The sequence below is a fragment of the Streptomyces gelaticus genome (assembly GCF_014649535.1).
GTDB lineage: Bacteria > Actinomycetota > Actinomycetes > Streptomycetales > Streptomycetaceae > Streptomyces > Streptomyces gelaticus.
Map to the genome: position 1 here is coordinate 211,630 of NZ_BMTF01000003.1, position 19,439 is coordinate 231,068.

21 protein-coding genes are annotated in these 19,439 nt (G+C 70.0%); 18 read left to right on the forward strand and 3 right to left on the reverse strand.

Translation table 11 applies throughout. The features are described from left to right. Positions 1 to 177: 177 nt before the first annotated feature. Positions 178 to 1,377, forward strand: a complete 1,200-nt coding sequence (locus IE107_RS36060) for an eCIS core domain-containing protein (protein ID WP_373302398.1) — start codon at positions 178 to 180, stop codon at positions 1,375 to 1,377. 75 nt (positions 1,378 to 1,452) lie between these two features. On the opposite strand, the gene IE107_RS05785 is transcribed toward IE107_RS36060, so the two are convergent. Both IE107_RS05785 and IE107_RS05790 read right to left on the reverse strand, forming a co-directional pair. Further along, a complete protein-coding gene (locus IE107_RS05785; protein WP_189541706.1) occupies positions 1,453 to 1,716 on the reverse strand; it encodes a DUF397 domain-containing protein in 264 nt (87 codons plus the stop codon). Then, positions 1,676 to 2,524 carry a helix-turn-helix domain-containing protein gene (locus IE107_RS05790; protein WP_189541708.1) on the reverse strand — a complete coding sequence of 283 codons (849 nt, stop codon included), beginning with the start codon at positions 2,522 to 2,524 and terminating at the stop codon, positions 1,676 to 1,678. The genes IE107_RS05785 and IE107_RS05790 overlap by 41 nt, the downstream gene beginning before the upstream one ends. 85 nt (positions 2,525 to 2,609) lie before the next feature. Between IE107_RS05790 and IE107_RS05795 the strand changes: the two genes are divergently transcribed. Beyond that, a complete protein-coding gene (locus IE107_RS05795) occupies positions 2,610 to 3,044 on the forward strand; it encodes an ATP-binding protein (protein ID WP_189541710.1) in 435 nt (144 codons plus the stop codon). Positions 3,045 to 3,190: 146 nt separating this feature from the next. Here the strand turns inward: IE107_RS05795 and IE107_RS05800 are convergent, their stop codons facing one another. After that, the gene (locus tag IE107_RS05800) at positions 3,191 to 3,409 is read right to left on the reverse strand and encodes an EF-hand domain-containing protein (protein ID WP_189541711.1); all 219 of its coding nucleotides are present in this window, start codon (positions 3,407 to 3,409) and stop codon (positions 3,191 to 3,193) included. Between the two features lie 305 nt (positions 3,410 to 3,714). On the opposite strand from IE107_RS05800, the gene IE107_RS05805 reads away from it, so the two are divergent. The 16 genes from IE107_RS05805 (at position 3,715) to IE107_RS05880 (ending at position 19,384) form a co-directional block, all read left to right on the forward strand. Continuing rightward, positions 3,715 to 4,758 (forward strand): methyltransferase, encoded by a 1,044-nt coding sequence (locus IE107_RS05805; RefSeq protein WP_189541713.1) that lies wholly within the window; start codon positions 3,715 to 3,717, stop codon positions 4,756 to 4,758. A 33-nt stretch (positions 4,759 to 4,791) separates the two neighbouring features. Then, complete coding sequence (locus tag IE107_RS05810; RefSeq protein ID WP_189541714.1) at positions 4,792 to 6,288, forward strand: FAD-dependent monooxygenase; 1,497 nt, start codon at positions 4,792 to 4,794, stop codon at positions 6,286 to 6,288. 20 nt (positions 6,289 to 6,308) lie between these two features. Next, on the forward strand, positions 6,309 to 6,635 hold the full coding sequence (locus IE107_RS05815) for a TcmI family type II polyketide cyclase (RefSeq protein WP_189541716.1): 327 nt from the start codon (positions 6,309 to 6,311) through the stop codon (positions 6,633 to 6,635). Further along, positions 6,632 to 7,912 carry a beta-ketoacyl-[acyl-carrier-protein] synthase family protein gene (locus IE107_RS05820; RefSeq protein WP_189541718.1) on the forward strand — a complete coding sequence of 427 codons (1,281 nt, stop codon included), beginning with the start codon at positions 6,632 to 6,634 and terminating at the stop codon, positions 7,910 to 7,912. Before IE107_RS05815 ends, IE107_RS05820 begins: the two co-directional genes overlap by 4 nt. Further along, entirely contained in the window at positions 7,909 to 9,132 is a 1,224-nt protein-coding gene (locus IE107_RS05825; protein ID WP_189541719.1) for a ketosynthase chain-length factor, read from the forward strand. Before IE107_RS05820 ends, IE107_RS05825 begins: the two co-directional genes overlap by 4 nt. Positions 9,133 to 9,204: 72 nt before the next feature. Next, the gene (locus IE107_RS05830; RefSeq protein ID WP_189541720.1) at positions 9,205 to 9,477 is read left to right on the forward strand and encodes an acyl carrier protein; all 273 of its coding nucleotides are present in this window, start codon (positions 9,205 to 9,207) and stop codon (positions 9,475 to 9,477) included. Positions 9,478 to 9,544: 67 nt separating this feature from the next. Further along, positions 9,545 to 10,330, forward strand: a complete 786-nt coding sequence (gene fabG, locus IE107_RS05835; protein WP_189541721.1) for a 3-oxoacyl-ACP reductase FabG — start codon at positions 9,545 to 9,547, stop codon at positions 10,328 to 10,330. A 45-nt stretch (positions 10,331 to 10,375) separates the two neighbouring features. Continuing rightward, positions 10,376 to 11,335 carry an aromatase/cyclase gene (locus IE107_RS05840; protein WP_229866711.1) on the forward strand — a complete coding sequence of 320 codons (960 nt, stop codon included), beginning with the start codon at positions 10,376 to 10,378 and terminating at the stop codon, positions 11,333 to 11,335. A gap of 3 nt (positions 11,336 to 11,338) precedes the next feature. After that, the gene (locus IE107_RS05845; RefSeq protein WP_189541722.1) at positions 11,339 to 13,336 is read left to right on the forward strand and encodes an SDR family oxidoreductase; all 1,998 of its coding nucleotides are present in this window, start codon (positions 11,339 to 11,341) and stop codon (positions 13,334 to 13,336) included. Beyond that, positions 13,333 to 14,118, forward strand: coding sequence for an SDR family oxidoreductase (locus IE107_RS05850; protein ID WP_189541723.1), 786 nt, complete (start codon positions 13,333 to 13,335; stop codon positions 14,116 to 14,118). The genes IE107_RS05845 and IE107_RS05850 overlap by 4 nt, the downstream gene beginning before the upstream one ends. A 33-nt stretch (positions 14,119 to 14,151) precedes the next feature. Next, a complete protein-coding gene (locus IE107_RS05855) occupies positions 14,152 to 15,714 on the forward strand; it encodes an acyl-CoA carboxylase subunit beta (RefSeq protein ID WP_189541725.1) in 1,563 nt (520 codons plus the stop codon). A gap of 14 nt (positions 15,715 to 15,728) precedes the next feature. After that, entirely contained in the window at positions 15,729 to 15,935 is a 207-nt protein-coding gene (locus IE107_RS05860; RefSeq protein ID WP_189541727.1) for an acyl-CoA carboxylase epsilon subunit, read from the forward strand. 7 nt (positions 15,936 to 15,942) lie between these two features. Next, positions 15,943 to 17,178 carry an MFS transporter gene (locus IE107_RS05865; RefSeq protein WP_189541729.1) on the forward strand — a complete coding sequence of 412 codons (1,236 nt, stop codon included), beginning with the start codon at positions 15,943 to 15,945 and terminating at the stop codon, positions 17,176 to 17,178. A 54-nt stretch (positions 17,179 to 17,232) separates the two neighbouring features. Then, positions 17,233 to 17,811 (forward strand): NADPH-dependent FMN reductase, encoded by a 579-nt coding sequence (locus IE107_RS05870; RefSeq protein ID WP_189541730.1) that lies wholly within the window; start codon positions 17,233 to 17,235, stop codon positions 17,809 to 17,811. 43 nt (positions 17,812 to 17,854) lie between these two features. Beyond that, on the forward strand, positions 17,855 to 18,499 hold the full coding sequence (locus IE107_RS05875) for an antibiotic biosynthesis monooxygenase family protein (protein ID WP_189541732.1): 645 nt from the start codon (positions 17,855 to 17,857) through the stop codon (positions 18,497 to 18,499). 201 nt (positions 18,500 to 18,700) lie between these two features. Further along, positions 18,701 to 19,384: a hypothetical protein gene (locus IE107_RS05880; RefSeq protein ID WP_189541734.1), complete on the forward strand. Its 684-nt coding sequence runs from the start codon at positions 18,701 to 18,703 to the stop codon at positions 19,382 to 19,384. The last annotated feature ends 55 nt before the right edge of the window (positions 19,385 to 19,439 follow it).

Genomic DNA, 19,439 nt, shown 5'->3' on the forward strand with positions numbered 1-19,439 from the left:
TCGGCCATGTCTCTCTGTCCGGCGGGCCGACCGATTCTGCCCCCGTGTACCTGGCCCGCACCTGCGTGGTCCGCGTAGTGATGGAGGGGCCACCACCCCGTGCACCCCTCCGGAAGGCTTCTGATGCGCGCACGAGACTCCGAACGCACCGAAGGTTCCGCCCGCGCGCGTACGCCGGTGAGACGACCGGAAACGGGCGAACTCCCCGAGCACCTCCCGCTCAACCTCCAGAACAGCCTCGGCAACGCCGCCGTCGTCCAGCTGCTCCGGCAGGCGGGACACCCCTGGGCGCAGCCCGAGGAGCAGCAGCACTCGGAGGAACACCGGCACGACGTACAGCGTTCCGCCGTCCACGGCGTTCTGCGTACCGGCGGCAAGCCCATGGACACCGCGCTCCGGGCGGAGATGGAGGCGCGCCTCGGCGCCGACTTCTCCGACGTACGCATCCACGACGACAGCGCCGCCCGCGCCTCCGCCGCCGAGGTCGGCGCCCGCGCCTACACCTCCGGCCACCATGTCGTCGTCGGCGCGGGCGGAGGCGACAAGCACACCCTCGCCCATGAACTGACCCATGTCATCCAGCAGCGGCAGGGCACGGTCGCAGGCACCGACAACGGCGCGGGCCTGCGGATCTCCGACCCCGCGGACACCTATGAGCGGGCCGCGGAGCAGAACGCCCGCCGGGTCATGTCCTCGCCGGTACGGACCGGGGTGCCCGGCGACCGGGAGGAGTCCGCATCGCACGCGCCGTCGACCACCGGGACGTCGGTCCAGCGCGCCGGTGACTGGAAGAACAACCCGACGAAGAACGCCCTGGCCGCGGAGAAGGCGGCCAACCCGGGCAACGCACTCGTGCACACCCTGCACCACATCGTGCCCAAGTCGCTGCTCGAACGATTCGCCGGGCTTCTCACCTCGGCCCAGCTGACCGATGTCGTGACGGCTCTGGGGCCGGTCGCCCCGACCGCGTTCACGAGCAACAGCTCCCAACTCAACGCCGTCTCCAAGGCATTGAAGAACGTTCCGGCCAACTTCGCGCTCGGCCCCGAACCGGCGGTCCGGAACGACGACCCGGGCAGCAGCGGACCGGACCTCAACTTCACGGAGGACGGTGCCATCACGCCCCGCTCCGAACAGCTGGAGCACGTCTACGACTTCATCGAGCAGAAGGTCAGCACCGGGGCGGCCGTCACACAGGCGGAGCTGCAGAACGAGTTCATCGATCCGATGGAAGCCGCCTGCATCGAGCACAACGCCGTGATCGCCCGTCTCGGCCTCGCCAACGGCGTGGGTCTCGACCCGGGCCGGACGGCCTGGTCGGGCAACGCGGCCACGCGGTCCCAGCGCCGGACCCACATGATCGAACCGCTCGTCTGACGAGGACGAGGGGCCCGGGGGCGACGGTCGGTCGGTCGCCCCCGGGCCCCTTCGCCGTTCAGGCTTCGGACGACCTCAGAGCGCGCCCACGAACGCCCGCCAGGCGTCCGCCCCGACGGTCAGGACCGGCCCGTCCGGGTCCTTGCTGTCACGGACGGGCACGGCGCAGGGGAGGCCGTCGACCACTTCGAGGCAGTCGCCGCCGCTGGTACCGCTGTAGCTGGACTTGCGCCATGCGGCGCCGCCGGTGACGGTGCACTCGACGCACTCGCCGCCGGTGCTGCCGCTGTAACTGGACTTACGCCACCGCGCGTTCTTCAGGTCGTGGCCGGTCTCCATAACGCTCCTCCATCACGCGGGTGATCAGCGCCGCAGATTCCTCTACGGAGAGGGCTGCGGCCCGCAAATGAGCGTAACGGAGCGCGGCTTCCCTGACAGTGTCGGGGCTGGCGGTCATATGACCGGAAACGATGTCTTCCGTGTAGACGATGTCCGGGTCACTGTTGAAGCGCATCGTGGTGAACGCGCCATCCAGGCTTGCGTGTTCACCAGCAGCGAAGGGCAGCACCCGGATCCGCATCCAGCGGTGGTCGACGAACTCCAACAGTCGGAGCAGTTGCCGCCGCATGACCTCGTTGCCACCGATCGGCCGGTGCAGCACGGCCTCGTCGATGACGGCCCAGGCGAGCGGGGGTCGTTCCCGCTCCAGGATGCGCTGGCGCTCGATCCGGGCCGCCACCTGGTTTTCGAGGTCGTCCGGCATGCCGGTGGCCAGCACCGCCCGTGCGTACTCCTGCGTCTGCAACAGCCCGTACACCACCTGCGACTGGAACGTGGAAATGTACGCGGCCTTGGCCTCCATCTCCGCGTACGGCTGGAACCAGGCGGGCAGCTGGCTGTGCAGGACCAGACCGATCAGTCGCGAGAACACCCCGCCCGTGTTGAGCGCCGCGTCCACGCGCTCGGAGAAGTCGCGGGTGGGCACCTTCTTCGTGGTCTCGATCTGGCCGATCAAGGAGCCGGTGCAGAAGATGATGTCGCCGAGTTGGGTCTGCTTGAGGCCGGCGGCCTCCCGCTGGCGGCGTAACTCCCAGCCGTAATAGTCCAGTGGGGAAGCGTTGGGGTCGAGCGTATGGATGTTGGCCACGGCGGGGCACCTCCGGCGTTCAACGCCTCACGGCGTTCGTTTCCGTACGTAGCCGAGCGTAATCAAACCGCTGCACTCTGGTGACATGGATCACGTGACTGCTCCGCCGCCGGACAGCGTCGAGCCGACCTATCACGCCGACTTCGCGGTGGGCGAGCACTCCGCGCGGCATCTGCGCCGCATCCTGCACCTCTACCTCACCGGCTGGGAACTCCTCGATGTGGCCGACGCGGCGGAGCTGGCGCTGACCGAGCTGATCGCGAACGTCGTGCGGCACGTGCCCGGCCGTCGCTGTCAGACGCTCATCTTCCTGCTCCCGGCCGGGGGTGTGCGGGTCGAGGTCGCGGACGGCTGTCCGGACGTGCCGAAAATGGTCGTCGGGGACGAACTCGACGAGGGTGGGCGGGGGTTGCTGCTGGTCGCCGCGCTCACCGACCGCTGGGGTGTCGAGCTGCGCCGGGACGGGCGCGGCAAGACGGTCTGGTTCGAGTGCCTGGCCGCGAAGGCGGCGGACGGATGATCTCCCTCAGCGACCGGAGCGCAGCTCCGCGAGCACCGCGTCCGTGAACGGTGGCCTGGCGGGCTGAGCGGCCGGGTGCCGGCTCCCGTATTTCCGAGGTCCGGGCCGACCGGGTCCGGCACCTTCACGTGCCGGACCCGGCGGTGTCAGCCGTTCATGGTTGCCCAGAACTCCTCGAAGGACATCTTGCGGTCGCCGTCGGTGTCGAGGGAGTCGATCAGCTCCTGAGCCTGCGACTCGGTGATCTCCGAGCCCTCCAACTCCGCAACGACCTTCCGGTACTCCTCCGCGGTGACCTGGCCGTCCCCGTCGATGTCGTAGCGCTGGAAGACCTTCCGCGCCGCCGTCTCCACGATGTCTGCCATGTGTTCCGCCCCTCTGTGATCTCTGTCGACGGCCCCAGATTATCCGTCGGCCGATCCGGCCCGCCGTCGGCAGCGAGACGGCACCCGGCAGCAGTGCTTCCGCAAGCCGGGTCGTCGTGGTTGGACCGATTCGCAAGCGATACCTGCCACTGGGCACGGGAAGTTTCCGCATGCGCGGTGCCCTATTCGTTTTGAGTGACTTTTGGTCGCTCCAAGGGCGGTCGCTGTGAGGATCTGGAGAGCCGGCACGTACGTCGAGACGAGGACGGCGGCTGGTGGCCCGTCAGCTATCGGAGGAGCCCCGAATGAGTGACCAGAACATTTCGGCGAAGGACGAGCTGTCTCCCGGCCAGATCATGGGGGTTCTGACTGGCTACTGGCAGGCGAGGATTCTGCTGACCGCCGCGTCGTTCGATCTCTTCACCTTGCTCTCCGAAGAACCGGCCAGTGCGGAGCAGGTGAGCGAACGGCTCGGGATCCGTATGCCGGGGGCGAGCGACTTCCTGTTGGCCCTTTCCGGTATGGGTTTTCTCGAAGCGGCCGAGGACGGCATGTTCCGCAATTCGCCTGCCGCGGAGCAGTTTCTGGTGCGTGGGCGCCCTGCTCACATCGGGGGCTACCTCCAGTTCTGCGAGCGTGAGCTGAACCCGGCCTGGGACGGTCTCGGTACGGCCCTGCGGACGGGATCCCCGCAGAATCCGGCGGCGCGCTCCGGCAATCCGTACGACACGCTGTACGCGGACCGGGAGGCGACCGATTCCTTCCTGGAGAGCATGGACATGCTCAACACTCCGCTGCTCCGGCGGGTGAGCTCGCTGGACTGGAGCCGATACGGCTCCTTCGTGGACGTGGGCGGGGCTCGCGGCAATGTCGCACAGCACCTCGTGCGGGAACATCCTCATCTTGAGGGCGGGGTATTCGATCTGCCGCCGCTGGAGGGAGCCTTCGCCGCCTACATGAATTCTCTCGGCGGGACGGCGAAGGAACGCATCGCCTTTCACGGCGGAGATTTCTTCAAGGATCCGCTCCCGAAGGCCGACGTTCTCATCTTCGGTCATGTGCTCCACAACTGGAGCGCCGATAACCGGCGCACACTGCTGCGCAACGCATATTCCGCGATTCGGCCCGGCGGTGCCGTCATCATCTACGACCCGATGGTGAGCAACAGCAGGCCGCCGCTGTACGCGACGCTGGCGGCGCTGAGCATGCTCGTGTGGTCCGCGGGGGGCGGTGAATACGCGGTCGGTGAATGCCACTCCTGGCTCAAGGAGGCCGGATTCCGGCCCGAGACGGTGGGGCCCGAGAACACTCCGGACGATGTACTGATCATTGGCCACAAGGACAGCTGAGCATTCGTCGTGTCGCCGGTTGAGGAGAGGCAGATGGATGCATCCGTCATCGTCGTGGGAGCAGGCCCCGCGGGTCTTGTGCTCGCCGGAGAGCTGCGGCTGGCCGGGATGGACGTAGTGATCCTGGAGCGGCTCGCGGGACGCTCCGGACAGTCGCGGGGTATCGGGCTCACACCACGCACGGTCGAAGTCTTCGACCAGCGCGGGCTGTTGCCACGGTTCGGCGACATCGAGATGAGTGGTGTCGGGCATTTCGGCGGGATTCCCCTGGACTTCGGAATCCTGGGCGGCGAGGACAAGGCCGCCAAGGTCGTACCGCAGTCCGTGACCGAGGCAGTGCTGGAGGACTGGGCCCGCGAACTGGGAGCCGACATCCGGCGGGAGCACGAATTCCTCGGGTTGACGGACGACGGGGACCGGGTCGAGGTGCGGGTGCGCGGACCGCGGGGGGAGGAGCGCCTCACCGCACGCTATGTGGTGGGCTGCGACGGTGGCCGGAGCACGGTACGGAAAGCCGCAGGCTTCGACTTCCCCGGCACACCGGCCACCACGGAGCTGTTCCTCGCCGACATCCGGGGCGTCGATCTCGAACCGCGCATGGTCGCCGACCGGGTCAATGACGGCATGGTGATGGTCGCCGAGCTGGAGGGCGGAATCCACCGCGTCATCGTCGCCGAGCGCGGCGCCCCGCCCCGGCGCCGCACCGCCCCGCCGCCGTTCGGCGAGGTGGCCGACGCGTGGAAGCGGCTCACCGGTATCGACATCTCGCATGCCGAGCCGGTGTGGATCAGCGCGTTCAGCGACGCCACGCGCCAGGTCACCGAATACCGCCGCGGCCGGGTGCTGCTCGCCGGGGATTCGGCCCACATCCACCTCCCGGCGGGTGGCCAGGGCATGAACACCAGCGTTCAGGACTCGGTGAACCTGGGGTGGAAGCTCGCAGCCGTGCTGCACGGCACCGCGAACCCCGCGCTGCTGGACACGTACCACAACGAACGGCACGAGGTCGGACGCCAGTTGCTCGTCAACACGCGCGCCCAGAGCCTCCTGCTGCTCGGCAGCGAGGAAGTGCAGCCGCTGCGCGACATCCTGACGGAGTTGAACCAGTACGAGGATGTCGCCCGATACTTCGCGGGCAAGGCCGGCGGCCTGGACATCCGCTATGACGTGGGCAGCGGCAACCCCCTGCTGGGCAGGCGGATGCCGCGGCTCGCACTGCTCCGGGGCACGACGCGGACGTCCAGCACCGAGCTACTGCGCCCCGGTCGCGGGGTGTTGCTCGACCTGGAGGACACACCGCAGCTGCGGCGCCGTGCCGCCGCCTGGACGGACCGGATCGACGTGGTCACCGCAGCCCCGCTGGGGCCGGCGCCCGCCGGCGTTCCGGAGGGGATCGGTTCCGTCCTGCTGCGCCCCGACGGCTACGTGGCCTGGATGGCGCCCGGCAGCCACCACGACCTTCCCATGGCGTTGGAGCGCTGGTTCGGCCCGGCCACCCGGCAGCCGGTGTCGGCACGCCGGACCGCCTGACTTGAGGAAAGAGGTTCACGATGCACAGCACTCTGATCGTCGCCCGGATGGAACTCAGCTCTGCCGAGGAGGTCGCCCGCCTCTTCACCGGGTTCGACGCCACCGAGATGCCCCACCGCATGGGCACCCGGAGGCGCGAGCTCTTCTCCTACCAGGGGCTCTACTTCCACCTGCAGGACTTCGAGCAGGAGAACGGCGCAGAGCGGATCGAGGAGGCCAAAACTGACCCCCGGTTCGTACGGATCAGCCAGGATCTGAAGCCGTTCATCCAGGCGTACGACCCCACCACCTGGCGTTCGCCCGCCGACGCGATGGCGCAGCGGTTCTACCACTGGAGCGCGGAGTGAGCGGGGGCACCGGCCGGCGAGTCGTCATCACCGGCATAGGGGTCACCGCCCCCGGCGGAGCGGGAATCAAGGAGTTCTGGCAGCTGCTCGCCGACGGGCGTACCGCCACCCGCCGGATCTCTCTCTTCGACCCCGCACCGTTCCGGTCGCAGGTCGCCGCCGAAGTGGACTTCGACGCCGAGGCGGCCGGGCTGACACCGCAGGAGATCCGGCGCATGGACCGCGCGGCCCAGCTCGCGGTGGTCACCGCGCGCGAAGCGGTCGCCGACAGCGGACTGCCCTTCGAACAGCTGGACCCGACCCGCACGGGCGTGACCATCGGCAGCGCGGTGGGCGCCACGATGGGCCTGGACGAGGAGTACTGCACGGTGAGCGACGGCGGGCGGCTGGAGCTCGTCGACCACACCTACGCCGTGCCGCACCTGTACGACTACATGACCCCCAGCTCGTTCGCGGCGGAGGTGGCCTGGGCGGTGGGCGCCGAAGGTCCCGCCTCGGTCGTCTCCACCGGCTGCACGTCGGGGCTCGACTCCATCGGGTACGCCACCGAGGTGCTTAGGGAGGGGGCGGCGGACGTCATGATCGCGGGCGCGACGGACGCGCCGATCTCCCCGATCACCGTGGCGTGTTTCGACGCGATCAAGGCGACCACACCGCGGAACGACGACCCCGAGCACGCCTCGCGGCCCTTCGACGCCAGTCGCAACGGCTTCGTCCTGGGAGAGGGGTCCGCCGTCTTCGTCCTGGAGACGGCCGAGAGCGCGCGGCGGCGTGGTGCGCACATCTACGCGGAGGTGGCGGGCTACGCGACCCGCTCCAACGCCTTCCACATGACCGGACTGCGCCCCGACGGCAAGGAGATGGCGGAGGCGATCCGGGTCGCCATGGCGCAGGCCCGCGTCAACGCCGACGAGATCGACTACATCAACGCCCACGGTTCGGGCACGAAGCAGAACGACCGGCATGAGACAGCGGCCTTCAAGCGCAGTCTCGGCGACGCCGCCTACCAAATCCCCGTCAGCTCCATCAAGTCGATGGTGGGCCATTCCCTCGGCGCGGTGGGCTCCATCGAACTCGCCGCCTCCGCACTGGCGATGGAGCACCACGTCGTCCCGCCCACCGCCAACCTGCACACCCCCGACCCGGAGTGCGATCTGGACTACACCCCTCTGACGGCCCGCGAGCAGCGCATCGACACCGTGCTGTCCGTCGGCAGCGGATTCGGCGGGTTCCAGAGCGCCGTGGTGCTCGCCCGGCCCGACAGGAGCGAACGATGAACGATGCCACCACAGTCGTGACGGGACTCGGCGTGGCAGCACCCAACGGCCTGGGCCTGGAGCCGTACTGGTCCGCCGCCCTCGCCGGGCGCGGGGGCATCGGCCCGGTCACCCGGTTCGACGCCTCGGGCTATCCGGCCCGGCTGGCGGGCGAGATCGACGGATTCGCCGCCGAGGACCACCTGCCCAGCAGACTGCTGCCGCAGACCGACCGCATGACCCAACTGGCCCTGGTCGGCGCCGACTGGGCGCTCCAGGACGCCGGGATCGTGCCGGCGGAACTGCCCGAGTACGACATGGGCGTGATCACGGCCAGTCACTCCGGCGGATTCGAGTTCGGCCAGAACGAGCTGAGGGCGCTGTGGAGCAAGGGCGGCCGCTATGTGAGTGCGTACCAGTCCTTCGCCTGGTTCTACGCCGTCAACAGCGGCCAGGTCTCCATCCGGAACGGAATGCGCGGCCCCAGCGGGGTCGTCGTCAGTGACCAGGCGGGCGGCCTGGACGCCCTGGCACAGGCGCGCCGCCAGATCCGCAGGGGCACCCCCGTCGTCGTCTCCGGCGCCGTCGACGCCTCCATCTGCCCCTGGGGCTGGGTCGCTCAGTGGGCGAGCGGCCGGATCAGCCGGGGGACCGACCCGACCCGGGCCTATCTGCCGTTCGACGACGAGGCGGCCGGACACGTGCCGGGGGAGGGCGGAGCGCTGCTCGTCCTGGAGGAGGCCGGGCACGCGCGGGAGCGGGGCGCCTGCCAGGTGTACGCGGAACTCGCCGGCCACTCGGCCACGTTCGACCCCCGGCCGGGCAGCGGGCGGGGCTCCGCACTTCAGCGCGCCGTCGAGCAGGCCCTGGCGGACGCCGACGCCGTACCCGACGAGGTCGACGTCGTCTTCGCGGACGCGGCCGCGGTACCCGGGCTGGACCGTGCCGAGGCGGAGGCGATCACCAAGGTGTTCGGCCCGCGTGGGGTGCCCGTCACCGCGCCCAAGACCATGACCGGGCGGCTCTATTCCGGCGCCGCGCCGCTGGATGTGGCCACGGCGTGCCTCAGCATCCGGGACGGCGTGATCCCGCCGACCGTGCACAGCTCGCTCTCCGGCGCCTACGACCTCGACCTGGTGGTCGACACGCCGCGCGCCGCGACCGTGGGGACCGCGCTGGTACTCGCCCGCGGTCACGGCGGCTTCAACTCGGCCGTCGTGGTGCGCGTACCACGCACGTGACCGCCCTTCAGGCGCGAGGCATCACCCCGATCCATCCCTTCCCCCACTTCAACCGTCGCACGGAGGACAGTCATGCCCGCTGCCGTTTTCACCCTGGACGACCTGAAGCTGATCCTGCGCACCGGCGCGGGCACGGACGAGGGCGTCGACCTGGACGGCGACATCCTGGACACGGATTTCGAAGCGCTGGGCTACGAGTCCCTGGCGATGCTGGAGACCGGCAGCCGCATCGAGCGCGAGTACGACATCACCCTGGACGAAGAGGCCCTGGCCGAGGCGCGGACGCCGCGGACCCTGATCGCTTTCGTCAACGAGCACCTCGCGGCCATCGAGCAGCGGGCCTGACCGCATCCCTGTCCCCTTTCCCCGCAGGACGCATGCAGCCGCATCCGACGCATTCAGGAGAGAACGCATGACCGAGAACACCTTCCGGGTCGCCCTGGTGACCGGTGCCACAAGCGGAATAGGCCTGGCAGTCACCCGGCTTCTCGCGCAGCACGGACACCGTGTGTACATGTGCGCGAGGACGGAGGACGCCGTGGCCCGCACGGTCAAGGAACTCCAGGGCGAGGGCCTGGAGGTGGACGGCACGGCGGCCGACGTGGGCTCCAAGGATGACGTCCAGCGCCTGGTGGCGGCGGCCGTGGAGCGGTTCGGGACGATCGACGTGCTGGTGAACAACGCGGGCCGGAGCGGCGGCGGGGTCACCGCCGACATCGCCGACGAGCTGTGGTTCGACGTCATCAACACCAACCTCAACAGCGTTTTCCTGGTGACCCGGGAGGTGCTGAACACGGGTGGCATGCGCGAGAAGTCCCGCGGCCGGGTCATCAACATCGCCTCCACCGCGGGCAAGCAGGGAGTCGTCCTCGGCGCCCCCTACTCCGCGTCCAAGCACGGCGTGGTCGGCTTCACCAAGGCCCTCGGCAATGAGCTCGCGCCCACCGGCATCACGGTCAACGCCGTCTGCCCCGGTTACGTCGAAACCCCCATGGCCCAGCGGGTGCGCCAGGGGTACGCCGCGGCGTACCGGACCGACGAGGAGCAGATCCTGCGGAAGTTCAGCGCCAAGATCCCGCTCGGCCGCTACTCCACCCCGGAGGAAGTGGCGGGTCTCGTCGGATACCTCGTCTCCGACACGGCGGCCTCCATCACGTCGCAGGCCCTCAACGTCTGCGGCGGCCTGGGCAACTTCTGACCCTGGTCGCGCCGTAAGCAGCCGGAACCCATGAGGAGCTGAACCATGACAGCAGAGCAGACCGTGCAGATGACACGCGAGGTCGAGCACGAGATCACCGTGGCCGCCCCGGCGGAGGACGTCTACCGTCTCCTCGCCGAGGTGGAGAACTGGCCCCGGCTCTTTCCGCCGTCCGTCTACGTGGACCACGTGGAGAAGAACGGCAACGAGGAGCGCATCCGCATCTGGGCCACCGCCAACGGCGAGGCGAAGAACTGGACGTCGCGCCGTCGGCTGGATCCGGAGAACCGGCGCATCGAATTCGCGCAGGAGGTCTCCGCCCCGCCGGTGGCCCGGATGAGCGGCACCTGGATCCTGGAACCGCGGGGCGAGCGGCAGTGCCGGGTGCGCCTGCTCCACAGCTACCGCGCCGTCGACGACGACCCGGACGGACTTGCCTGGATCGACCGGGCGGTGGACCGCAACAGCCGCACCGAGCTGGCCGCGTTGCGGGAGAACGTGGAGCTGGCCGCCAACTCCGCCGAGCTGACCCTCTCGTTCGAGGACAGCGTGGAGATCGCGGGTTCGGCCAAGGACGCGTACGACTTCATCAACGAGGCCCAGCTGTGGGTCGAGCGCCTGCCGCACGTCTCCAGCGTCCGGCTCACCGAGGACACCCCGGGTGTGCAGAAGCTCCGCATGGACACCGTCGCCAAGGACGGCTCCACGCACACCACCGAGTCGGTACGGGTCTGCTTCCCGCACCACGGCATCGCGTACAAGCAGACCACGCTGCCCGCGCTGATGTCGTTGCACACCGGTCATTGGCGGTTCCAGGAGCGGGGCGACGGCATCACCGACGCCACTTCCCAGCACACCGTCGTCGTCAACACCGCGAACATCGCCCGGATCCTCGGCCCGGATGCCGGAGTTCCGGAGGCCCGGGCCTTCCTCCGCGAAGCACTGGGCGCCAACAGCCGGGCGACGCTGGGGCACGCCAAGACGTTCGCGGAAGCGCGGCGTTGAGCGATGGCGCCAGCAGCGGGGACCGAAGCCGATGTCCTGGTGGTCGGAGCCGGCCCGGCCGGGCTGCTGCTGGCCGGAGAGGTGAGCGCCGGGGGAGCGAGCACCCTGGTCCTGGAGCGGCTCCCCGGACCGACCGGGGAATCCCGGGCCTCGATCCTGCATGCCAGGACCATGGAGATCTTCGCGGAGCGGGGCATCCTGGACCGCCTGGGCTCCTTGCCGGACGGGGGGCGCGGTCATTTCGGCGGCCTCCCGCTCCCTCTCGACGAGGCCGACCCGGATCACCCGTACGCGGGGCAGTGGGAATGCCTGCAAAGTCGTCTGGAGCCGCTCCTGGAGGAGTGGGCGACCGAGCAGGGCGCGGAGATACGTCGCGGCCACCAGGTCACGGGACTGACCCGGGGCGCGGACCGGGTGACCGTCGAGGCATCCGGCCCCGACGGCACCTCCCGGCGGTGCACCGCCCGCTACCTGGTCGGCTGCGACGGTGAACACAGCACGGTGCGGCGCCTCGCCGGTTTCGAGATGGTGGGGGAGGACGCCACCCGGGAGATGCTCCGCGCCGATGTGCGGGGCATCTCCCTCCCGGACCGGCGCCTGCGCCGGTATCCGGGTGGTACCGCCACCGCCTACCGGCGCGCCGACGGCACCACCCGGCTGATGGTGCACGACAACAGCCGCCCGCCCTCACACCTCGGCCGTGCGCCCGAGTTCGCGGAAGTCGCGGCGGCCTGGGCGCGGGTGACCGGGGAGGACATCGGCGCCGGTACGGCCGTCTGGCTCGACTCCTTCGACAACTCCCGCAGACAGGCTCGCCATTACCGCAACGGGCGCGTCTTCCTGGCGGGTGACGCCGCCCACGTCCAGATGCCGGTGGGCGGCCAGGCCCTCAACCTCGGGCTCCAGGACGCCGCGGCCCTGGGGCCGCGGCTCGCCGCGCGGGTCACGGGCGGCTGCACGGACGAGGCACTCGACGCCTACCAGAGCGAGCGGCATCCCGCCGGGGCCCGCACCCTCGCCAACATCCAGGCACAGGCCCAGCTGCTGTTCGGCGGATCCGAGCTGGACGGCTTGCGGGAGGTGTTCGGAGAGCTGCTGGAGAAGGAGCCCGTACGCCGTCACCTGGCCCGGATGATCAGCGGCCTGGACTCCCCGCCCGCACCTCCCACGGTCCGCCGCGGCTCCCGCTCCACAGCCCCCCTGAAGCGCTCGACGACACACGGAAGGCCCACCATGGACAGGCTCACAGGGAAAACGGCGTTGGTCACCGGCTCCAGCCGGGGCATCGGCCGGGCCATCGCCATCCGGCTGGCCCGCGAGGGCGCCCTGGTCGTGGTGCACTACGCGAGCAACGACGATGCCGCACGGGAGACCGTGACGCAGGTGGAGAAGGAGGGCGGCCGGGCTTTCGCGGTCCGCGCGGAGCTCGGGGTCCCCGGCGATGTCCACGAGCTGTTCGTGGGGCTGGAGCGGGGGCTGAAGGAGCGCAGGGGGGAGACAGCGCTGGACATCCTCGTCAACAATGCCGCGGTCACCACCTCGCAGGGCACCGCGCCCGAGGACGTGACGGCGGAGCAGCTCCAGCAGTACTTCGCGGTGAACGCGATCGCCCCGTTCCTCATCGTGCAGCGCGCCTCGCAGAACATGCCCGACGGCGGCCGGATCATCAATATCTCGTCCGCGCTCACGCGTTTCGCCGAGCCCGGGCAGGCGGCGTACTCGATGACCAAGGGCGCTGTGGAACAGATTTCGCTCCACCTGGCGAAGCACCTTGCTCCGCGGCGAATCACCGTGAACAGCGTGGCCCCCGGCATCACCGACAACGGCGGGCCGGCCTTCGACATCCCGGAAGTCGTGGAGCAGATGGCGCAGATCTCCGCGTTCAAGAGGGTCGGCCAGGCCGGGGACGTGGCCGATGTGGTGACCTTCCTCGCCACCGACGAAGCCCGCTGGATCACCGGCTCCTTCGTCGACGCCAGCGGCGGGACCCTTCTCGGATGAGCGGGAGGAACGCTGTGACGGACCACGACTCCCCACGCATCGCGCTTGTCACCGGCGCCAACAAGGGCATCGGATATGCCACCGTGCGCCGTCTCGGCGAAATGGGCCTCCGCGTCTACCTGGGGGCCCGGGACGAGAACCGCGGCCAGGAGGCCGAGCGCGCACTGCGTGCCGAGGGGCTCGACGTGCACGCCGTACGCCTCGATGTGACCGACGAGGCATCCATCGCCGCGTCGGCCGAGCGGATCGGCGAGGCGGAGGGGCACCTCGACGCCCTCGTGAACAACGCCGGCACGGGCGCCCCGCAGGCGCCGCCGAGCCGGACCTCGGTGCACGACGTCCGAAGGACGTACGAGACGAACGTCTTCGGCGTGATCGCCGTGACCAACGCCATGCTGCCGCTGCTGCGCCGCTCCGGTGCGGCACGGATCGTGAACGTCAGCAGCGTGCTCGGCTCGCTCACGCACGCCGCGGCCCTGGAAGACCCCACCGGCGTCTTTCCCCCGGGGGTCTTTCCCGCGGTGCTCGACTACAACACCTCCAAGGCCGCCCTCAACGCCGTCACCATCACGTACGCCAACGAACTGCGCGCGGAAGGCATTCTCGTCAACGCCGTCTCACCGGGCTTCGTGGCCACCGACATCAATGGCCGTCGGGGGCACCTGACCCCGGAACAAGGCGCACGTATCCCCGCGCTGCTGGCGACGCTCGGCGACGACGGACCGACCGCCGCCTTCGTGGGGGAGGACGGTTCCCCGGCCGGTCAGAGGCTGGCGTGGTGACCCCGTGCGCCGACGGAAGAAAGCAGGTGAGCAGTGACCGCGGAACCGACGCACACCGGACCGCTCGATGAACTGAACCGGATCAAGGAGCTGGCGCGGGAGGGACCCGACCCCAGAGCGACCGAACGGCAGCACGCCAAGGGAAAGCTCACCGCGCGGGAGCGGATCGACTGCCTCCTCGACAAGGGGAGCTTCACCGAGGTGGAGCCGCTGCGCCGGCACCGGGCCACCGGCTTCGGCCTGGAGGCGAAGCGCCCGCACACCGATGGGGTGGTGACCGGCTGGGGCACGGTCGAGGGCCGGACGGTCTTCGTCTTCGCACATGACTTCCGGATCTTCGGCGGGGCGCTCGGCGAGGCACACGCGGAGAAGATCCACAAGATCATGGACATGGCCATCGCAGCGGGCGCCCCGCTGGTCTCCCTGAACGACGGCGCCGGAGCCCGGATCCAGGAGGGCGTGTCCGCACTCGCGGGCTACGGAGGCATATTCCGCCGCAACACGCGGGCTTCCGGCGTCATCCCGCAGATCAGCGTGATGCTCGGGCCGTGCGCCGGAGGTGCCGCGTACTCCCCGGCGCTCACCGACTTCGTGTTCGCGGTGCGCGACATCTCCCAGATGTTCATCACCGGGCCCGACGTGGTGCAGGCGGTCACCGGTGAGGAGATCTCGCAGAACGGCCTGGGCGGCGCGGATGTCCACGGTACGACCTCGGGCGTGGTCCACTTCGTCCACGACGACGAGGAGACCTGCCTCGGTGAGGTGCGCTATCTGCTCTCCCTGCTGCCCGCCAACAACAGGGAACTGCCTCCCGCGGTGCCGGGCGTCGATCCCGCCGACCGCCTCTGCGAGGCACTGACCCGCATCGTCCCGGCAGATCCCGGCCGGAGCTACGACGTCCGGGCGGTGATCGAGGAACTGGTGGACGACGGCGAGTACATGGAGGTGCACGCCGCCTGGGCACCCAACCTGGTGTGTGCCCTGGCCCGGTTGGACGGTCAGACGGTCGGCATCGTCGCCAACCAGCCCGCGGCGACCGCCGGGGTACTGGACATCACGGCCTCCGAGAAGGGCGCCCGCTTCGTCCAGTTCTGCGACGCGTTCAACATCCCGATCGTCACCCTGGTCGACGTGCCGGGCTTCCTCCCGGGCGTTCGCCAGGAGCACGAGGGCATCATCCGGCGCGGAGCCAAGCTGCTGTACGCGTACTGCAACGCGACGGTCCCCCGGGTCTCGGTGGTGCTGCGCAAGGCGTACGGCGGCGCGTACATCGTGATGGATTCCCGCTCCATAGGCGCCGACATCGCGCTCGCCTGGCCCGGCAACGAGATAGCCGTGATGGGGGCGGAGGGCGCCGCCAACGTGGTGTTCCGGCGGGAGATCGCTGCGGCGGAGGACCCCGGGGCGACGCGCCGGCGGAAGATCGAGGAATACAAGCGGGAGTTGGTGCACCCCTTCTACGCGGCCGAACGCGGCCTGGTGGACGACGTGATCGACCCGCGGGAGACCCGGACGGTGCTGATCCGCTCGCTCGCCATGCTCCGCCGCAAGGAGTCCGACCTGCCGCGCCGCAAGCACGGCAACCCACCGCAGTGATGGAGGCACGGGCGATGAACGGAGCTGTGCACGATGCGGTTCTGCTCCGCGTCGAGAAGGGAGACCCGAACGAGGAGGAACTCGCCGCGCTCACCGCGGTGCTCCTGGCCCGCGCGGGCGACGCCACGGCCGGGGACGGTTGCCGGGCCGAGTGGCCCGGCCCGTCCTGGCGCAGGCCGGAGCGTATGGCCGTGTTCGTGAACCCCCGCGCGTGGCGGTGAGGCGGCGATGACGGCAGACCGCCGCGCGACCGCGCCGACGGACGGACCGGAACTCACGGGGCAGCGGGGCGGCAGGGGCCGGTTAGCCCTGCTGTTCATCCTCTCCGGGAACATGCTTCTCGACGCGGTCGAGGTGTCCGTGGTGCTGCTGGCCCTGCCCACGGTGGGCGAGGACCTCGGCCTGTCCCTGCTCGCGGTGCAGTGCCTCATGAGCGGTTTCGCCCTGGGTTTCGCAGCCCTGCTGCTCGCGGGGAACCGCCTCGCGGCACGGTGGGGGAGACGCCGCACCTACCTCGTCGCGATGGCGGTCTTCGCCGCCGCCTCGGTGGCGGGCGGGATGGTGGACAGCGGACCACTGCTCATCGCCACCCGTGTGGTGAAGGGCGCCTGTGCCGCGCTGACCGCGCCCTCCGGGCTCGCCATCATCTCCACCGTCTACCGGGAAGGCCCGCAGCAGCGCAAGGCGATCTCCGTCTACTCCATGTTCGGCGCCACGGGATTCACCGCCGGCCTGCTCCTCTCGGCCGCACTGCTGACGTGGAGCTGGCGCTGGACATTCTGCTTCCCCGCACCCGTCGCTCTCACCCTCCTGGCCTTCGCGGCCCGGAAGATCCCGGCCGATCCCGAGGCCGGGCGAGACGTCCGGACCCGGTCGGCCGCGGTGCTGCGCAACGGCCCGCTCCTGCGCTCCGCCGCCGGGGCGGCCAGCCTCAACGGCACTTACGCCGGCCTGCTGCTGCTCGTCACCTTCCAGCTCCAGCAGCGCCTGGGCTGGCCGCCCTGGCAGTGCGCCCTGGCGCTGCTGCCGGCGTGTGTGCCGCTGATGGCGACGGTGCCCTTCGCGGGGCGGCTGGTCGCCCGTGCGGGGACGGGGCGGCTCATCGCGCTCGGCGCGTTCGCGCCGTTCCTGGGCTGTGCCCACTACGCCTGGCGGGCCGGTGATCCCTCCTACTGGACGGCCGTCCTGCCCGCGCTGGTGCTCGTGGAGGCCGGCTTCGTGCTCGCCTTCGCCGCACTCAACATGCAGGCGACGGCGACCGTCCCGTCGGCCCTGCGAGGCCGGGCCGTACCGCTGTATCAGACAGGGGTGCAGCTCGGCGGTGCCGTCGTGCTGCCGTTGACCGCGCTGCTGCTGACCACGAGTGACGGCATTCGGCCCGCGCTGGTGCTGCTCACCGCCGTCGCCGGTGCCGGTCTGCTCGCCGCGCTGTCCGGTCCGCGTGCCGCGGCGCCATCCGCCTGAACCCGACCCACCCCGCACGCCACTTCGAAAGGCTGTTTCGTGTACAGGAGTCCCATGCGCCTCGTCGTCCTCCTCGGCAGCGTCCGTGACGGCCGTTTCGGTCCCGCCGTCGCCGAGTGGTTCCTCGCCCTGGCGCGCACCCGGACCGACCTCGAAGTCGACCTCATCGACCTCAAGGAGCACCCGCTGCCGCTGGCCATGCCCGGATTCGCCGGAACGCTGCACGAGGACGACGGCCGTCGGCGGGAGCAGCTGGCGGCCCGGCTCGCCGCGGCGGACGCATTCGTCGTGATCACCCCCGAGTACAACCACGGCTTCCCGGCCGCGTTGAAGAACTTCCTCGACTGGTTCCTCGAGGAATGGGCGGCCAAGCCGGCCGGTTTCGTCTCCTACGGCGGAATGGGCGGCGGGCTACGGTCCGTCGAGCAGCTGCGCCAGGTCTTTGCCGAGCTGCACGCACTCACCGTGCGTGACGGCGTCAGCTTCCACAACGCCTGGGAACAGACCACCGAGGACGGGCGGCTGGACGGCTCGGAGGCCGGCGATACGGCGGCCAAGGTGATGCTCGACGAACTGGTGTGGTGGGGGCAGGTGCTGCGTCGGGCCCGCGCCGAGTCCCCGTACCCGCGGTGAGCGCACGGCGCCCTGCATGCATCGAACGGAGAGGAGCAGCGAAATGAGCGATGCGGGTTCCCCGGCAATACCGGATGTCCGGCGCCCCGATGCGGCGGCAGTCTTCGTCGGCCTGCACCATGTCCCGGGCCCGGCCACCGCGCAGACCGTGCTGGAACGGATAGGGGAGGCGTGGCGCAACAGCCCTTGGCCCGCCGGAGTCCTCTCCGCCAGCTGTTATCTGAGTACCGAGGGGGACACCGTCCTCACCTACGTGCAGTGTGCCGACCGGGACGCCCACCGGCGTTTCACGGAGGCGCTGTCCGGGCCGGCGAGCGGCGGCGCGGTGGAATACCGCCTGCGCGCGAGCGTGGTGGCGCAGGGCACCGCCGGGCCTCCGGCCTGCATGGTGGTCGCCACCTTCGACGTGGACGGGGCGGAGCGGCAGGACAAGGTGATCGGCAATTTGCTGACCGCGCTCGACGGCCCCGCAGCGGAGCAGCCCCCGGGCATGCTGTCCGCCAACTTCCACGTCAGTGTCGACACCACACGAGTACTCAACTATGCGGAGTGGACGTCGGACGCGGCGCACCAGGCGTTCCTGGACAGCGCTGCGCACGTGATCACCCGGCGGGTCAGCGGCGCTGTCCCCGGAGTGCGGCCCATCGGGTTCAAGCGGTACCACCTGTATTGCGGTACCGGCCGCTGAGCCGCAGCCGTCGGTTCCGGAGCGCCCTTGGCGCTCCTGTGCAGGTGATCTGACATTTATTTGACACTCGTGCACGGAATTGCACGGTGTCTGTTCTTCCCCGGAAAAATTTCATCGGGGCGCCATTGGAAAACGTGGCGCTTCCGCCCAGTATGGAATCCGCAGCATGCTGCGGGCCCCTTTTGTGATGAGGAGCTGGCCATGTCCCAGAGTTCTGGTCCCCTTCCGGTGATTGATCGGCCGGATGTCGAGGCGGTGCTTGTGGAGGTGATTGTCGCCGAGGGGCGTGAAACGCAGCAGTCCGTTCTCGACGGGATTGCCGAGCACTGGCGGTCGCTTCCCTGGCCCGGCGAGCTGCTCTCGGCCAGCTGCTACCGCAGTACGGACGAGAAGTCGGTGCTCACCTACGCCCAGTGGACCTCCCGCACGGCGTTGGATACGTCGCTGGGGGAGGAGCGCAGTATCTCCCGCCCGGCGTCGGGCGGGGGCGTGGCGGGCACATCGCCCCAGGGTGCCGTGCCGTTCCAGCTCTACCGCGTGGTGCGCGGCGGGGCGCTCACCGAACCGGAACCGGTGCCCCGGTGCTTCCCGGCCGCGGTCTTCCCGATGGCCGGGGCGGAGGCCGCCCGGCAGTGGATCGACGGGCTGCTGGCCGCGGAAGAGGAGACGGAGGGCGAGGAGCGCGCCTACCCGGGTGCCATCGCCGCCAATTTTCATGTGAGCCTTGACGGAAGCAGCGTGCTGGTGCTTTCCGAATGGGCCTCGGAGAAGGAGGCCGCCGACCATATCGATGAGGTCATCGAGCCGCTGCTCGAAGCGGCGGGCGGGGGTGACGCGGGGGCCCGCTACACCCATTGCCTGACGTTGTCCGGGCCGGCCGTCTGAGTTGGTGGGCGCGGTCGGCACACGGTGTCCCGCGCCCCTCGCCCGCATACCTCGC

What these genes read in the sequence shown, in the direction of transcription:
- IE107_RS05845 (WP_189541722.1), top strand. Translation starts at nt 11,339, where the DNA reads ATGGCGCCAGCAGCGGGGACCGAAGCCGATGTCCTGGTGGTCGGAGCC.
- IE107_RS05805 (WP_189541713.1), top strand. Translation starts at nt 3,715, where the DNA reads ATGAGTGACCAGAACATTTCGGCGAAGGACGAGCTGTCTCCCGGCCAG.
- IE107_RS05870 (WP_189541730.1), top strand. Translation starts at nt 17,233, where the DNA reads ATGCGCCTCGTCGTCCTCCTCGGCAGCGTCCGTGACGGCCGTTTCGGT.
- IE107_RS05810 (WP_189541714.1), top strand. Translation starts at nt 4,792, where the DNA reads ATGGATGCATCCGTCATCGTCGTGGGAGCAGGCCCCGCGGGTCTTGTG.
- IE107_RS05815 (WP_189541716.1), top strand. Translation starts at nt 6,309, where the DNA reads ATGCACAGCACTCTGATCGTCGCCCGGATGGAACTCAGCTCTGCCGAG.
- IE107_RS05825 (WP_189541719.1), top strand. Translation starts at nt 7,909, where the DNA reads ATGAACGATGCCACCACAGTCGTGACGGGACTCGGCGTGGCAGCACCC.
- IE107_RS05850 (WP_189541723.1), top strand. Translation starts at nt 13,333, where the DNA reads ATGAGCGGGAGGAACGCTGTGACGGACCACGACTCCCCACGCATCGCG.
- IE107_RS05800 (WP_189541711.1), bottom strand. Translation starts at nt 3,409, where the DNA reads ATGGCAGACATCGTGGAGACGGCGGCGCGGAAGGTCTTCCAGCGCTAC.
- IE107_RS05875 (WP_189541732.1), top strand. Translation starts at nt 17,855, where the DNA reads ATGAGCGATGCGGGTTCCCCGGCAATACCGGATGTCCGGCGCCCCGAT.
- IE107_RS05860 (WP_189541727.1), top strand. Translation starts at nt 15,729, where the DNA reads ATGAACGGAGCTGTGCACGATGCGGTTCTGCTCCGCGTCGAGAAGGGA.
- IE107_RS05840 (WP_229866711.1), top strand. Translation starts at nt 10,376, where the DNA reads ATGACAGCAGAGCAGACCGTGCAGATGACACGCGAGGTCGAGCACGAG.
- IE107_RS05880 (WP_189541734.1), top strand. Translation starts at nt 18,701, where the DNA reads ATGTCCCAGAGTTCTGGTCCCCTTCCGGTGATTGATCGGCCGGATGTC.
- fabG (WP_189541721.1), top strand. Translation starts at nt 9,545, where the DNA reads ATGACCGAGAACACCTTCCGGGTCGCCCTGGTGACCGGTGCCACAAGC.
- IE107_RS05795 (WP_189541710.1), top strand. Translation starts at nt 2,610, where the DNA reads ATGGATCACGTGACTGCTCCGCCGCCGGACAGCGTCGAGCCGACCTAT.
- IE107_RS05865 (WP_189541729.1), top strand. Translation starts at nt 15,943, where the DNA reads ATGACGGCAGACCGCCGCGCGACCGCGCCGACGGACGGACCGGAACTC.
- IE107_RS05830 (WP_189541720.1), top strand. Translation starts at nt 9,205, where the DNA reads ATGCCCGCTGCCGTTTTCACCCTGGACGACCTGAAGCTGATCCTGCGC.
- IE107_RS05785 (WP_189541706.1), bottom strand. Translation starts at nt 1,716, where the DNA reads ATGGAGACCGGCCACGACCTGAAGAACGCGCGGTGGCGTAAGTCCAGT.